Annotated in this window: 11 protein-coding genes; 3 read left to right on the top strand and 8 right to left on the bottom strand. The window is 54.0% G+C overall.

The window, feature by feature from the left end; genetic code table 11:
- The 4 genes from JMN36_RS01755 to JMN36_RS01770 all read right to left on the bottom strand — a co-directional run bounded on the left by JMN36_RS01755 (nt 1) and on the right by JMN36_RS01770 (nt 3033).
- On the bottom strand, nt 1-738 hold the full coding sequence (locus tag JMN36_RS01755) for an ATP-binding cassette domain-containing protein (RefSeq protein ID WP_221923734.1): 738 nt from the start codon (nt 736-738) through the stop codon (nt 1-3).
- On the bottom strand, nt 729-1562 hold the full coding sequence (locus JMN36_RS01760) for an ATP-binding cassette domain-containing protein (protein ID WP_221923735.1): 834 nt from the start codon (nt 1560-1562) through the stop codon (nt 729-731). Before JMN36_RS01760 ends, JMN36_RS01755 begins: the two co-directional genes overlap by 10 nt.
- 274 nt (nt 1563-1836) lie before the next feature.
- Complete coding sequence (ahpD, locus tag JMN36_RS01765) at nt 1837-2361, bottom strand: alkylhydroperoxidase, AhpD family (RefSeq protein ID WP_012731718.1); 525 nt, start codon at nt 2359-2361, stop codon at nt 1837-1839.
- A gap of 75 nt (nt 2362-2436) precedes the next feature.
- Nucleotides 2437-3033, bottom strand: coding sequence for a peroxiredoxin (locus JMN36_RS01770; protein ID WP_012731717.1), 597 nt, complete (start codon nt 3031-3033; stop codon nt 2437-2439).
- A 119-nt stretch (nt 3034-3152) separates the two neighbouring features.
- On the opposite strand from JMN36_RS01770, the gene JMN36_RS01775 reads away from it, so the two are divergent.
- Nucleotides 3153-4109, top strand: coding sequence for a hydrogen peroxide-inducible genes activator (locus tag JMN36_RS01775; RefSeq protein ID WP_221923736.1), 957 nt, complete (start codon nt 3153-3155; stop codon nt 4107-4109).
- Nucleotides 4110-4150: 41 nt separating this feature from the next.
- Here JMN36_RS01775 and JMN36_RS01780 read toward each other — a convergent pair whose 3' ends face one another.
- Both JMN36_RS01780 and JMN36_RS01785 read right to left on the bottom strand, forming a co-directional pair.
- A complete protein-coding gene (locus JMN36_RS01780) occupies nt 4151-6703 on the bottom strand; it encodes a DEAD/DEAH box helicase (RefSeq protein ID WP_221923737.1) in 2553 nt (850 codons plus the stop codon).
- A gap of 22 nt (nt 6704-6725) precedes the next feature.
- Nucleotides 6726-7793 (bottom strand): PAC2 family protein, encoded by a 1068-nt coding sequence (locus JMN36_RS01785; RefSeq protein WP_221923738.1) that lies wholly within the window; start codon nt 7791-7793, stop codon nt 6726-6728.
- Between the two features lie 338 nt (nt 7794-8131).
- Between JMN36_RS01785 and JMN36_RS01790 the strand changes: the two genes are divergently transcribed.
- Entirely contained in the window at nt 8132-9871 is a 1740-nt protein-coding gene (locus tag JMN36_RS01790; RefSeq protein ID WP_221923739.1) for a hypothetical protein, read from the top strand.
- Between the two features lie 66 nt (nt 9872-9937).
- Here the strand turns inward: JMN36_RS01790 and galE are convergent, their stop codons facing one another.
- On the bottom strand, nt 9938-10930 hold the full coding sequence (gene galE, locus JMN36_RS01795; RefSeq protein WP_221923740.1) for a UDP-glucose 4-epimerase GalE: 993 nt from the start codon (nt 10928-10930) through the stop codon (nt 9938-9940).
- 642 nt (nt 10931-11572) lie between these two features.
- Here galE and JMN36_RS01800 point away from each other — a divergent pair.
- Complete coding sequence (locus tag JMN36_RS01800) at nt 11573-14035, top strand: neocarzinostatin apoprotein domain-containing protein (protein ID WP_221923741.1); 2463 nt, start codon at nt 11573-11575, stop codon at nt 14033-14035.
- A 187-nt stretch (nt 14036-14222) separates the two neighbouring features.
- Here JMN36_RS01800 and JMN36_RS01805 read toward each other — a convergent pair whose 3' ends face one another.
- The gene (locus JMN36_RS01805; RefSeq protein WP_221923742.1) at nt 14223-14990 is read right to left on the bottom strand and encodes a heme ABC transporter ATP-binding protein; all 768 of its coding nucleotides are present in this window, start codon (nt 14988-14990) and stop codon (nt 14223-14225) included.
- Nucleotides 14991-15003 lie beyond the last annotated feature (13 nt).

Here is a 15003-nt window from a genome sequence, read left to right on the forward strand (position 1 = left end):
TCATGCACCTCCTCGAAAAATGCGATCAGCGTGAATCAATTCCGCGGTCGGCGGAACATTTGAGCTACCAATCTCTGCTGCGGCTTGATCATCAACAATGCGACCATCGTCAAGAACGATGATGCGGTCACACGTCGAGACCATGAACCTCAAGTCGTGACCTGTTACCGCCACTGCGCACGATGATTTTTGCTGGTAAGTGTTCAGAACGCTCATGGTTGTTGTCGCGCTCTCGGTGTCAAGGGCAGACACAATTTCATCGGCAAGGACGACAGAGGGGCGGGTTGCTAGTGTACGAGCTAAAGCAACACGTTGACGTTGACCTCCTGATAACTGGTGAGGCCGCCGACGTAACACATCCGCGGGGAGCCCTAAAGAGCCGACGAGTTCTTCATAGTCTGGCGCTTCTACTCCTGCGATCAGCGTCGCTTCCCGGATGATGGACTGAACCGTCATCAGGGGATGCAAGGTGGCGTCGGGTTGTTGCGGAACAAATGCGCACCATCCGCGGTGGTCGGGAGCTGTGCGATGACCGTCGTTTAGCGGAAGACTGCCCATTATCGCTCGTAGGAGGCTGGTCTTTCCCGAGCCTGACTTGCCGACGAACCCCACTTTTTCGCCGGCGTAGAGATCGCACGAACAACGATGAAAACGCCCTTCGCACGTGGCGTCGTGTAAAGAGACAAGAGGAGATCCGGAGAGCTCCGACGACTGATTGGAGGAGGAAACTACTGGCATGTGGCTCCTCTACCTGCGCTATCCGTATGGTCGACGACAACACCGTCATCAATGTGTAGATGTCGTGTTGCTAGAGGAACGAAGCCAGAGACGTCATGTGTCGCCATCACGATTGTTGGGTGAGAGGTCTCGTAAAACTCGCACAGCATATCGCTTATTGCTAACGAAGTGACAGGATCCAGCGCGCTGGTCACCTCATCCGCGATAAGAACGTCGGGTTGGTGAATCAATGCCAGGATAAGACAGGCTCTCTGCCGTTGGCCTCCGGATAATTCCAGGGGGTAACGGGAGCCATCCAGACCCACGCGATCGAGTAGAGCATCCGCATGATCGATCGCTTCTCGTCGAGATTCTCCTGGTAGAGCGTATGAAATTTGTGTCCCCACAGAGGTAAGAGGATCAAGTGACGTCGACGAATTTTGAGCACAAAAGCCAAGAGTCCCTGAGACCGAACAGTAACCAGTGGTTTGTAGTCCCGCGTGCTGGGAATGTTGGTGTTGCACTGAGCTTGCTGAACTCGCTGACGGCCGGGCACCCGCTTCGATAATTGAGTTGAGGAAGAGACTTTTGCCTGCTCCAGATGGCCCCGAAACGACGACCCATTCCCCGGGGGTAATATGCAGGTCACTGACGTGCAATAGCGGGCGGGAAGGCCGAGGATCGGCTGGGGTAGTAGTCGGTTCGGCGCTCAGGGGGATGAGCGAGAAATCCTTGAAGTCAATCGAGCCACGAGAATGGGCCGAATGAGGGGAGACCGACTCCTCTGAGCAGCCTAAACCTCCAGGAGTACGAGTTGTTGTGCTGAGATGCGCGGGCCGGGCCACAGGCTAACGTTCTCCTCAGTACATCGGGCAAAAATTGGGACGTAGAAGATCTTAAATCAACCGCAAATAATTGTCGATAAAGTATTGCAAGGAGAACAAATAAGGGGTATGTGAGGGAGGATTGGCAGCATATCGCGCGGTTGTGAACCCATGGCCTGTGCAACCATCACCGGTGCGAACTTGGCCCGCGCTGGACATAAGAAAATCCCTGGCGTCTAATACGCCAGGGAAGAAAAAGCCCAGAGAGTCACACTGAACTCAAAGGGACGGAACTCTACCGAGCAGCCTCGATCTGAATTGCCTGCGCTACACCCTGAATGGTTGCGGCAATCTTAACGGCCTCGAAAACCTGTTCCTTGGTTAGGCCTTCACTCGTCACCGTCTTCTCGTGAGCCTTGGTGCAGTCGTGGCAACCGTTGATGGTCGACACGGCGAGAGCCATGAGCTCGAAGTCAACCTTGTCGATCCCGGACTTGTTGATGATGTTCATCCGCAGACCCATGCGGACCTGGGCATAGTCGGAGCCAAGGAACGACTTCGCGCGGTACGCGACATTGTTCATGGCCATGATCGACGCTGCGCCGTAGGCGGCGTTGACATACTCATCGGAAAGGTGCTGCGATGCTTCCTCAGCAATCTCCGAGATGATGGTGTCATTCCGCGTCGCTGCAGCAGTGGCAAGGAACGTGCCCCATAGCTGCTGCTCCGACAGCTCGGTCGAGCGCGAGAGGGTGCCCAAGTTCAGTTTGAGGTCTTTCGCGTACTCCGGGAGCCCCTCTTTAAGGTTGTCAAGTGCCATTATGAACCGTCCTTAGTGATGGCGAGATAGTTTCGGTGACGACTGTGACAGTCGATTGAAGCTGGAAGCGAGTGCTTACTTCAGCTCTTCGTTGAGAACATCCATCTTGTCGATGTTCTTGGTGGGGTCATTCTTCTGCCAGTTGCAGGCGCAAACCTCTTCGGACTGGAGTGCATCGAGGACACGCAGAACCTCGTCGACGTTACGTCCAACAGCGTCCGGGGTGACGGATACGAACTGGATGACGTTGTCAGGATCGACGATGAAGGTAGCGCGGTCTGCGACACCGTCGGCATTTTCCACACCAAGAGCCTTGATGAGATCGTGCTTGATATCGGAAATCATCGGGAACGGAATCGTCTTCAGATCCGGGTGGGTTGCACGCCAGTTGAAGTGGGAGAACTCGTTGTCGACGGAGCCGCCGAGGATCTGGGTGTCGCGATCTTCGAACTCGTCATTGAGCTTGCCGAATGCTGCGATTTCGGTGGGGCATACGAAGGTGAAGTCCTTCGGGTAGAAGAAGATGACACGCCACTTGCCCTCGTAGGACTGGTTGTTGATCTCCTCGAAGTAGTCTTCCGGCTGGTTGGCGTTGACCTCGCGCAGGTCTCCGCCCTTAAGTGCGGTCAATTCGAAATCAGGGAACTGGTCACCGATGGTCAGCAATGCCATTGCTTCCTCCTACTGGTTAGCGTCATCGATTGGTTAATTATCTGACGCTATAAAGCATGGCATGATTTATCGGGTGTGTCAAGAGGTAAAACTTAAATATCTAGTGTACAGTTATAACCATGAATAATAGAGAGTATCGCCCGACAATTGCCCAACTTCGTGCCTTCGTGACCATCGCGGAGCACCGTCACTTTAGTACTTCAGCAGCGCGTTTGGGGATCTCCCAGCCATCCCTGTCGCAGGCACTCGTTGCTTTAGAGAGCGGCCTGAACCTACAGCTTATTGAACGCTCAACACGGAAGGTCATTGTTACCTCGGCTGGGCAAGCTCTCCTTCCTTACGCACGTGCAGCCTTGGATACTACCGACGACTTCGTCGCTCATGCTCGAGGCGTGAGCGATTCCCCCTCGGGACCGATCACGATTGGAATTATCCCCACCGTCGCGCCTTATATCCTTCCGCACCTTCTTCAGCTCATCAACCTTGAGATGCCGGAAGTTCAGCCGAATATCGTCGAAGAACAAACCCATCATTTAGTTGAAAGCCTGAAGCAAGGGACGATCGATGTCGCCGTTTTGGCCCTCCCATCTGGTGAGAGTGGATTAATCGAGCAGCACCTCTACGACGAAGACTTCTTCCTCGTCGTACCAGAGGGCCACGAATTAGCTGGGAAGACGAACGTCGACCCGAAGGTACTCGAAGACCTCAACCTTCTTCTTCTTGACGACGGCCACTGTTTACGTGATCAAGTTCTGGATCTCTGCCGCCGTACTGGGAAGGGTTCCAAAGCAAACCAGGCTGTCACAAGAGTCGCTAGTTTGACGACGGTTGTGCAGTGCGTTGCTGGTGGATTGGGTTCCACATTGGTGCCTGCCTCTGCCTTGCCCGTGGAAGGACGCCAGGAAAACATCGCGATCGCGAAGTTTAAGAAAGGGTCTGTGCCCTGCCATCGCGAAATCGGATTGGCTTATCGTTCCAGTACGTCTCCAAGTAGGGGAGAGCAGTTTCAACACATCGGCCGTCAGATTACGCGGGCTTTCGAAGAGGTGTCGCGGAACGCGAATGCTCTGTCCTGATTGAGGCGTCGTGACTGGGGTGAAGGCCGGAGCTCTTGAAACTAATCGCCCTCAACGATGCTGAGCTCAGAGAGCCGAACATCGCCCGCCTCATCGGACACATCAAGATCGACGGTTCCGGTGATGGCCCAATCGTGATTGCCGTCGGGGTCGTCGATAATTTGTCGAACCGACCAGGAGCGCCCGTTTTCTTTGATGATGATCATGTCCGCGGAACGGGCAGATGCGTCCACGCCTAAATCGGCGAAATTGTCGAAGTAATCGTCGAGTGCTGCTGGCCAGTCGGGTGTGTCTGTTAGGTCTTCGGTTGCTACGCGGTCGGTGAGCTCGTCGAGTTCGTCCTCTTTCTCGAAGGCAAAAAGCTCAACAAAACGGAAGAAGACGTTCCGAACCATGCGCGTGAACGCTCGCTTATTGGCAGTGAGTACGTGTTCACTACCATCACCGAAGGCTCGTTCTTCAACTTCCTCATCAGTGATCGGAGTGTCAGGATCCGCCATACGGTTCCATTCATCCAATAATGACGAGTCAACTTGGATAATGAGCTCGGATAGCCAATCAATGATGTCGTCTAACTCATCAGTGTGATACTCCGCGGGGACTGTGTTGAGCAAAGTCCGCCACGCGTCCGTGAGATAACGAAGAATGACTCCCTCTGACCTGGCTAAACCATACGCTGCAATGAGGTCGGAGAAGTTCATAGCACGTTCGATCATGTGGCGCACAACAGATTTGGGGGAAAGGGAGAATTCTCGCGCCCAGGGGTGTCCTTCACTATATGTCTCAAACGCCTGGTCAAGCTCCGTTTTGAGGGGCATCGGCCACGTTATATCCTCGACGATCGCCATTCGCTCGGTATAGTCGACGCCCTCGGCTTTGAGTGCGGCGATCTCTTCGCCTCGCTCTTTCTTTTCTTGGGCTCGGAGTAGCGGAGATGGATCGTCGAGAATCGACTCCATAACGCTGATGATATCGAGCGTAAAAGTCTCGCTATCTGGATCGAGAATCTCCAAAGCAGCGACGGCAAATGGCGATAACGGTTGGTTCAATGCAAAGTCACGTTGCAATTCATCGGTCACGTGACAATAACGACCGGTTTCATCTGGTGTATCAGATTGCTCGATAATTCCGGCTTGCTTAAGACCTCTGAAGAGATCAATAGCCATGTGAATATGCCGGTTTTGTTTTGCACGGGTTTCGTGATTGCCACGCATTAGGCGTTTCATGGCCTCAAAGCCGTTCCCCGGTCGGGACAGAACGTTGAGCAACATGGAACTAGATACCGCAAATTGGCTGGTCATCTGTTCTGGCTCAGCGTTAATGAGGCGCTCATAAGTGCTTTCGGCCCATGTTGCGCGACCCTCGGGTGCTGATTTCTTCCGCAGCTTCTTAAGCTTTTTGGGATCGCTCCCGGCCTTCTGCCGTGCCTGATAATTCTCAATTTCGTGTTCAGGTGCCTCGATAACGACATAACCGGCCGTATCAAAACCAGCGCGACCGGCTCGTCCGGCAATCTGGTGGAACTCTCTGGAACGTAACACCCTGTGGCGTTGACCGTCGTATTTCGCCAGCCCGCTAAAAAGTACGGTGCGAATAGGAACATTGATCCCCACACCGAGTGTGTCAGTTCCACAAATCACTGTTAATAAGCCTGCCTGGGCAAGCTTTTCGACGAGACGACGGTATTTCGGCAGCATGCCCGCGTGATGGACACCAATGCCTTGGCGGACGAGACTGGATAATTGACGCCCAAACGCCGAGGAAAAACGAAAGTCTCCGATTGTTTCACGAATCTTTTCCTTCGTCTCTGCCGAAATCTTCACATGGCCTTTGAGGGCTTGAGCTCGTTCTGCCGCTTCTCGCTGGGAGAAGTGAACAATATAGATGGGCGCCTTATCTTCTTTAATAAGCGTTTCAATTGTTTCGTGAATAGGTGTGTAGACGTAAGAAAAAGACAGGGGAACGGGCCGTTCAGTTCCATCGACGAGATCTGTATCTCGTCCCGTTCGAGCACTTAAGTCTTTACGCAGGAAACTCGTGTCTCCCAATGTGGCAGACATCAAAATAAATTGTGTCGATGGAAGTTCAAGGAGCGGAACTTGCCATGCCCACCCTCGTTGGGGATCGGAATAGTAATGGAACTCATCCATCACTACCTGGTCTATCTCAGCATCGGGACCATCGCGGAGGGCAATATTGGCTACGATTTCGGCAGTTGCGCAAATAATCGGAGCTTTGCCATTGACAGTGGCATCTCCTGTCATCATCCCGACATTTTTCGCACCAAAGGCGTCGCACAGGGCAAAAAATTTTTCATTGACCAGGGCTTTAATTGGTGCTGTATAGAATGTTCGCCTGTTATGCGCAAGGGCGAAGAAATGCGCATACAAGGCGACAAGTGATTTTCCAGAACCGGTGGGTGTGGCGACGATGACATTATCACCGGCTTCTGTTCCGAGGATTGCTTCTTCTTGTGCAGGGAAGAGGGTAATTCCTCGCGAGCGAACCCAGCTTCGAAATGAATCAGAAATTGCTTCGTCATATAAGGATTCGGGGACGTCAGCAAGGTCGGGAAGATAACTAGCTAGGTTCACGGCTCTATCCTAATCGTCTCGTCTAGGCTTCGTCTGAGTCGTCGCCTCCATCGGAGCGCGGCCGATGATCACCATGGTTGTCATCGTCATGAGAACGCGGAGCATCCGACTCGTCCCAGTCTCCCGCACCGTTATCCTCAGCACCGTCATCGTGAGTATCTTTATCGCGGTTAACCTGCGCAAGGAACTTTTCTAGTTCTGCGCCGATCTCATCCCCAGTGGGCACCTCGCCATCAGAGCTGAGCAAACCGCGGTCATGGCGCTCCCTATACCGTGCGGTTTCTTGGTCATACTGGGCTTCGAGAGCATGGACGACGGCAGCTATCTCACCCGACTCCTCAACCTGCTCTTCGAGTTCGCGCTCGACTTTTTCGGATTCCCGCTCCAAGGCTTGCAACGGGATAGAAACACCTGCTGTTTCTTCCACAGCTTGGAGGAGTTTGACGACTGCAGACGGGTATTCCGAGGCCGCAATGTAGTGCGGAACATGAGCTGTAAACCCTGCCGTCTCAATACCTTCTTTGGCCATTTTCATCTCGAGCTCGAGCTGAGCGGACCCCGGTACGGTAATACGCCCATCAAAGCGCGGATACCGGAGCGGATCCGATTTGTATGAGCCGTGTTGGGTCACGATAAGTGGACGGGTATGGGGAACCGGCATCGGAGCGGAATAAAGGCTCACCGCTTTTGTCACCTTAAAACGTTTAGATAGGTCGGTGACAGCCTCCGTAAACGCATTCCACCGTAAGTCGGGTTCCGGCCCGGATAGAAGAAGGAACGGAGTTCCTGCATTATCACGTACGACGTCTAAGGAGAGTTCTGTCTTTTCGGCAGGTGCTAACTCATTGTCGAGGATATGCACGGCAGGACGCCGTGAACGATAATCAATAAGGAGATCGTTATTAAATGTCGCTAATGGTGCATGTTCCAAGGCTGCTTTTATGTGCGACCCTGCGTTATCAATAGCTTGGCCAGCGTCAGCATAGCCTTGAAGCGCTACGACGAGTGATAGGCCGTTACTAGCGTCGGATTGTGTTTCCGGCTCAGGATATTCAAGCTCGTACATTGTTTCGTCGTTATCCATTGTCATTATTAGTCCTCGATATCATTTGTCGATTTCGTGATTTAATTTCTCGGTATTTAAAAGGGTAGATATTAACGCGACACTAACCACAACACCATGATAAGTAGTGGTATTCCACGAATTTAACCCCGTCGTGCCTGTTTCCGTGTACTGCCACGTTTCACCCCGTATCGACAGTAGTTCACAATAATAGCGATGGTTACGGGATCTTCCAGTGCTCTGTGTGAGGTCTCGATCGGTGGTGCTCTACCAGTTATCCACAGGGTAATAGTTATCCACAGCGTGCGCAGTTTTACCGTCGTCTCGGCGGTGACGGTGAGACATTAATTGCCAGACTAGCGGCCATGACACATTGCCATTCCTCGTGTATCACCGATACCTCCGACGTGTTTTCTATTTTTGCCCGACCCCGTCCATCCTCTGACACCACCAGCGCGGTTCTAGGCGCGTTGCCACGAATACTCGGAGAGAACTCAACCAAGAAAAACCTGATCCTGATCGGCGACTCCCGCTGCGAAAACTGTGGTGGTACCAAGACATTCGCCGGTCACAGAGAATCCTCATCAGAACGGATGTCGAGCGGAGTGTGTGTACTCTCTTCTCCAGTTGATAACGCAGATAACTTCGACCGCGCGTTGGGCTCCCTCGATATCCCTCTCTCATCAGCATGCTGGTTAATTATCGACGAACCCGGGGCTGTCGATCTTGTGACGTCGATGATGAAGAATGCCCGATCTGGGAAGTCCAATAACGATCGCCGACGACGGGCGAGGGCCGCGGGAGTAGCGAACAACGAGCTGCCCGGCGCGACACTCATGACCGCTTCCGTCACAAAGCGCGTCGGCGACGATAGTCCCAGCGCAACGGTGGCTGTCGATGATCGCGCCAAATGCGGATCAGTGGACACGATCCGAGCAATCAACATGATTATGTCGACTTTGTGGGCGAAAGGCGTCGAGGTCACAGCAGTTGTTGGCGTTGACACGCTCCGGGCAGGACAGCAATTTGCTGTGATGTCTTTTGACGGAGGCGGCTTTTTCGACACTGGTTGCGTCGGCAACGGCGAAGCCATGAAGAGCTGGTTCGCTGATCTCCGAGCTAGTACAGATCCATCGCTGTCGGAAAGTGACGCCGCTAGCATTTTTGACGCAGACGAATCGGTGCTGCCTTTTCCGCCCGAGGCGGGGAATGAAATTGCTGAAGAGGCGCAGCTCAGCGATATCTACATTCGTGAGTTCATTAGTCACTTCACCGAAGGCGTCGAATTTGACCCCGGTCTGAACACGGATAGTGAATCTCCCAGGGGCGGACACACCGCTAATACGTTAGGGGAGAGGAATTGTTTCAACACGGCTTTTGGCAGCGAAGAGCATCTAGACAGTAGCGCGCTGATTTCACTATGTCTTGATAGTTTTCGAGATTTCATCACGCTGATCGACGAGATAGCTGACGATATTGCTGCCAGTGCATCATCAGAAGGCAAGCAACCTGACTTTAGTGACCCCGTCGTGGCTCAACGCTGGATTCAAGCTCTAAACACTGGCAGCCTGCGGGACATCAGCCACGGTCTTCGCTATTCGCCACTGCGGCACACCCTTCGAGATATTTTCTTGAGCACAGCCCAGGCCTTCCTATCCCAATCACGTTCATTTGCTCTATGTATGTGGGGGATTATGGATCGGAATGAACATGAATCCTTGGCAGGAGTTGCCTATCGTCGCGCTTTAAAGGAACAGAAATTCGACGAGGGAGCGTCGTTGCCCTATTCGCTCCTTGCTCTTCATCGGGGGCAGAAAACCGATTCGGGGATAGCGCTGCTCACCGCTTTGAGCGTTGAATCGCTCGATGATCTCGTAACCACCATCGACGCCCTCGACGCACATGGAGTCTATGTCGCGATTGAACGACAGATAATAGCGAAGCTTCTAGGGGCAATCGATTTCGACGCCATCATCGCCGAGTTCCACAAGTTCCGCTCCGAGCCGTGGGCATCGACACTGTCGGAGGGCGTCCAAGCAGCTCGGCGCTTACAGCGGTGGGGGCACGATCCCGTCGAAGACAATGCGAAGGCTAGGCGAGAGTGACGCAACCGTATGGTGCGCACTCTGCTTATGACTCCTACGTATGGTGCCGTTTCGCTTGTTTGTTATCTACGACGTCGTCTTGGGCAAAGAATGTGCACGATCGCCTAGGGATTGAGCGAAGTCCCACGCTGTAGAGACAATTGTCTCGAGGTCTGTATGCGTCGGGTTCCACCCGAGTTCGTGATGAGCTTTGTCGCTGGACGCTATGAGAATCGCGGGGTCCCCGGCACGGCGTGGAGCAATATCTGCGGGAATCGGATGGCCAGTCACTTTTCGACACATTTCTATGACTTCGCGGACCGAATACCCGTCGCCGGATCCGAGATTGTAAATCCCGTGCTGACCGGGCTTGTTGGTTTGAAGCGCCAGGAGGTGAGCGTCGGCGAGGTCCTTGACGTGAATATAGTCTCGGACGCATGTGCCGTCTTTCGTCGGCCAGTCGTCGCCAAAGATCTTCACTCCGTCGCGGTGGCCTAGAGCTACTTGGAGAATTATGGGAATTATGTGGGTTTCGACGGGGCGGTTTTCGCCTTGACCGTGGTAGGCCCCGGCGACATTGAAGTAGCGCAGCGATGTTGCTCCCAGGCCGAAAGCGTGGGCGTATGACGTGATCATGTGGTCGATAGCGAGTTTTGTCGCACCATATGGATTCGTCGGCCGCGTGGGGAACTCTTCAGTAATAGGGATCGTCTCCGGTTCTCCATATGTGGCCGCAGTGGACGAGAAAACCAAGTTGTTGACATGCGAATGGCGCATCGCGTCGAGGAGCGTCAATGTCGTCACAACGTTGTGGTGCCAATAATCTTGGGGCCGCTCAACAGATTCGCCGACGAGCGAACGGGCGGCGAAATGAGCAACGCCGTCAAACTTCTCATCAGCGAGGACGTCTGCAGCGACATCGCGGACATCTCCCCGGACAAAGTTTGCGCCGTCGGGGATAAGGTCGGTGTTGCCCGTCGTGAGATCGTCAATAACGGTCACGGAATGGCCCTGTTCAAGGAGCACTTTGGCGACGGTACCGCCAACGTATCCTGCGCCGCCTGTTACAAGAATCTTCATACTGTTCTTTACCTTCCGTATGGGGTGGTGAGCCTCAGCCTGTTTATTTGTATTTACGGGGCACCCAATTTTCACGCGACGTGCCACTGATCAACCCCATGGGTGCGTTCACTGCAAGGGGAACGGGGTGAGGTTCAACCGTCGCGGTCGGGTGCCGCATGGTGTGGGTCCTCAGTTTAGCCCTCGTATGAATGGCACATGCTTCCGACAAACTGAGAAATCGCTGACGTTACTCACACCACTAGGAGAAAACTCTTCACGCAGTTACCCCCTAAAAAGGCTGAGAAAAGGGCGCGAAAACGGGTTTTGTACGCCACATTGTTAACACGTGCCCCACTAATCGCGTGGTTATGTGATTATTTTCATTTCCGTCCAATGGAGCGCGAAATAATGGGGAGGCACAGGGCAGAAAAATGTTGACTTAACAGCAAGTAAGCTTTACCTTCATATCAGGATAGATGCGTAACCTTGGCTGTCATTTGCATGACTGAGCATGGGAAGTGATAGCCATGGAACGCCACCTCTTGATGCACCAGCGTTCCCTAACGACGCCCTCCCTCACGCCGGACTGGTAAACGGGACATCGTCGTGATCGCAGCGCCGGGCGAGTTCGAAATGCCCCCTCGATTACCTGGAGAGTTCATGCTTCCCACCGGAGATCACTCCGAGACCCACGCACCCAGTGGCTCACGCAACACGAGTAAGAAAAAGCATGGTCGTACCGCGGCTCGTGCCCTCGTTGCTTCCTTGTCAACGGTGTCTCTCATTGGGATGGGATCAGCTGCTGCCCCTGCTGCGTCGGCAGTTGATTTGTCTTCGTTGAGTGACGCGATCAATGACCTGGGATTCCCCGGATCGCCTGATCTTGGTCGATTCCTCAATAGTGGTGGGGGAGATGAGCAAACCCAATCACCGACGTTGACTCTGGATAAAGATAAAGACATCAGTGGCGGGGATACCCTCAAAGCGACGGGTAAGGGTTACAAGCCTGGTGAATCTATTTATGTCACTCAGACAATTGAAAAGCCCGCGTCCGGATACCCAAAAACTTATGGCAAAGCGGTCAAGGTAAAAGCCGATGACCAGGGTAATTTCACGACCGACTTGACCGTCGATACCAAGTTCAGGGATGTCGATTGCACAACTACCCAGTGCTATGTCGCGTCATTCACTGCGTTCCCGAAGCTCTTCGACCGCTCCCAGGATGCGTGGACACCCATTAGCTTCCGTAATGGGAGCCCGGTCACCGTTGACACCGAGGGCGGTCACTACGGCGATGGTGGCAGCGACAACGGAAACTCCGGCCAGGATAATGGTGGCAATTCTCAGCCCAATTCGGGCTCCCTGGGCAGTACATCAAGCAGCGGAGCGACTGTCTCAGTAAGTAAAACCACGGACCTCAATCCGAGTGGGGATACTGTTCGGGTTGAAGGTAAAGGGTTTAAGACGGATGGGCCTGGCATTTATGTAGGTATCGCCCAGGATAACCAGTTCAGTACCACTGATGCCGAAGCCTTCGGCCCTGATACTAAGTGGGTCTCGAAGAGCAAGGGGAATCTGAACGACGATGGTTCGTTCTCCATTGAGTTGCCCGTAAGCTCGACCTTCGGTAACGCGAACTGTAAAGACAACCACTGCTCGATCTACACGCTTGCTGCACACGGATCTTCGGATAGGAGCCAGGACACCGCAACGCCTGTCTCCTTCAAAGGTGGGGTAGCGAAGAAGGAAGATGGGGCTGTGACGCCCCCTGCTACCTCCGGTGACGGGGCAGCGTCGGGCGGAAATGACAACGGCCAGGCTGCACCCGCAGCGAACCCGGGCGGAAACGGACAGTCCAACAACGGAAACTCAGGCTCCGCGGCTCCTCAGGGAGGAGCGCCTGCTCAACCGGCACCGGCACCTACCGGGGCGCATTCCTCGAGTGGCGCGGCAGTCACATTGTCTAAGACTCAAAACCTTAATCCGAGTGGAGACACCATCCGGGTTAGCGGTCAAGGGTTCAAGACCAGCGGCAATGGCGTCTATGTTGGGATCGCTCAGCAGGATCAATTCAGTACGACCAATGCTGATGTCTTCGGTCCCGGGACAGTATGGGTCTCCAACCAAAAAGGCAACCTCAATGCTGATGGATCATTCTCGGTTGATCTTCCCGTGTCAGCAACATTTGGTAGCGCGAACTGCCTGACGAATGCGTGCGCGGTGTACACCTTTGCCGCACATGGGTCGAGCGACCGTAGTCAAGATACGGCCACGCCGGTTAGCTTTGCGGGTGGAGTTGCTGCATCAAGCGCACAGCAAGCAGCGCAGTCGGTTGCCTCAGGTGTTAGCCGGAGTGGCAGCTCGGGTTCGGGTAGCTCAGGTTCAGGCAGCTCGAGTGGCGGATATGGCCTCAGCCAAGCTTCGGACGCAAGTGGCACGTCGGGTCAGTCACGCAGCGGAGCGCGAGTTTCGGTATCACGGACCACGATCTCGCCGACCGGAAAAACTCCTGTTACGGTGACCGGCCAAGGCTTCAAGACCGGTGGCAACGGTGTCTATGTCGGGGTAGCCGAGAAGTCGAAGTTCTCATTCACAGACGCTTCTGTCTTCGGAGCGACGAACTGGGTACGCCCACAGCAGATCTCATCAAACGGATCGTTCAGCACCACGCTCAACATTGAGCCGATTTTCGATGGCGGTAACTGCATCAAGAACCAGTGCGCCATCTTCACCTTCGCAGCACACGGTTCGACAGACCGCAGCCAAGACACGGTGACGGACATTACTGTTGGCGGCACTCAGCAGGAAAAGCAGTCCGCGGTGAAGGCAGCCGAGAAGAAGGCCGAGGAAAAGAAGAAGGCAGAAGAAGCGCGAAAGAAAGCCCGCGAAGCCAAGAAGAAGAATAAGAACAAGAACTCTAAAGGTTCTAAAGACGCCGACGGTAACCAAGCCATCGACTCCGAGAACACCAGTTCAGATCACGGATGGCTTTACGGAATTATCATCGGCATCCTTGGCACTCTCGCCATTGTGTTCGCTGCGCTGTTCGGCATCGAAAAGCGGAGGAATTCCGCAGGCCAGCAGCCAAATTCGTCCAATGACGACTCTGCAGGCAACGAATAGCTAAGCCGTCGTCCATGGGATCATCCCGTGGATAGCATCGGCGTGTGACTCAGCCCCATCTCGTGGTTTGTACCGTGAGGTGGGGTTTAGTCATAACAGCCAGCGCCAGTCACGTCACAACAGTGGTCCTTTCAGCGATCACAAGCCGTGCCAAACACCGACCGCGCGCAATGGTTGCGGGAGAAACTTATTGTGTCTTTCTCAGCGGGACAACAATGGGGGAGTCATCCGGCCCGCGAAAAACTTGCATCGGACAGCCGTAAATTCTGCTCAGCAACGCGGGCTGTAATACCTCGTCGGGGTTTCCAGACACAGCAACCCGACCATGTTCAAGCACGATGATGCGGTCACTCCACGCTGCGGCAAGAGACAAATCGTGGAGGACTATCCCCACCGCGGCACCGTTCTTAGCTCGGTGTCGGCAAATCTTCATCACATCTTCTTGATGACGAATATCGAGCGCGGCCGTCGGTTCATCGAGAAGAATCAACGGAGTGTTTTGGGTAAGAACTCGAGCAAGAGATACTCGAGCTTTCTCACCGCCAGAGAGGTGATGAAATTCGCGGGAAAGAAACTCGCGAACGCCGGTCTCTTCGATTGCGGTATTCATCGCCTCAGCTGCCTCGTCGGCAGTTTCGGTTTTGGCCCAGGGCGCGCGCCCCATCGCAATAGTCTCGCCGGCGGTAAAGGAAAAACCGACCGTGTTCGATTGGGTCAATACTGACCGCAGTCGGGCTAAATCAGGCGCAGATGTCGTCGATACGTTGTGGTCTTCTATCCGAACCGTTCCTGAATCAGGAGTGAGATCGCCTGCAGCTACGCCCAATAATGTTGATTTACCAGCACCATTCGGCCCGACGATGGCGACAACTTCGCCTTGATCGATCGAGATATTAACTGCATCAAGAACGACGCGTGAACCTCGGCGTAAGGACACTGACTCAAGAGATAGCATGGACAACCTTCCT

It is taken from the genome of Corynebacterium pseudokroppenstedtii (assembly GCF_019754945.1).
Lineage (GTDB): Bacteria > Actinomycetota > Actinomycetes > Mycobacteriales > Mycobacteriaceae > Corynebacterium > Corynebacterium pseudokroppenstedtii.

Excerpts from the sequence above, each read along its gene's own strand:
- JMN36_RS01755 (WP_221923734.1), bottom strand. The coding sequence starts at position 738 with ATGCCAGTAGTTTCCTCCTCCAATCAGTCGTCGGAGCTCTCCGGATCT.
- ahpD (WP_012731718.1), bottom strand. The coding sequence starts at position 2,361 with ATGGCACTTGACAACCTTAAAGAGGGGCTCCCGGAGTACGCGAAAGAC.
- JMN36_RS01770 (WP_012731717.1), bottom strand. The coding sequence starts at position 3,033 with ATGGCATTGCTGACCATCGGTGACCAGTTCCCTGATTTCGAATTGACC.
- JMN36_RS01775 (WP_221923736.1), top strand. The coding sequence starts at position 3,153 with ATGAATAATAGAGAGTATCGCCCGACAATTGCCCAACTTCGTGCCTTC.
- JMN36_RS01785 (WP_221923738.1), bottom strand. The coding sequence starts at position 7,793 with ATGACAATGGATAACGACGAAACAATGTACGAGCTTGAATATCCTGAG.
- JMN36_RS01790 (WP_221923739.1), top strand. The coding sequence starts at position 8,132 with ATGACACATTGCCATTCCTCGTGTATCACCGATACCTCCGACGTGTTT.
- galE (WP_221923740.1), bottom strand. The coding sequence starts at position 10,930 with ATGAAGATTCTTGTAACAGGCGGCGCAGGATACGTTGGCGGTACCGTC.
- JMN36_RS01800 (WP_221923741.1), top strand. The coding sequence starts at position 11,573 with ATGCTTCCCACCGGAGATCACTCCGAGACCCACGCACCCAGTGGCTCA.
- JMN36_RS01805 (WP_221923742.1), bottom strand. The coding sequence starts at position 14,990 with ATGCTATCTCTTGAGTCAGTGTCCTTACGCCGAGGTTCACGCGTCGTT.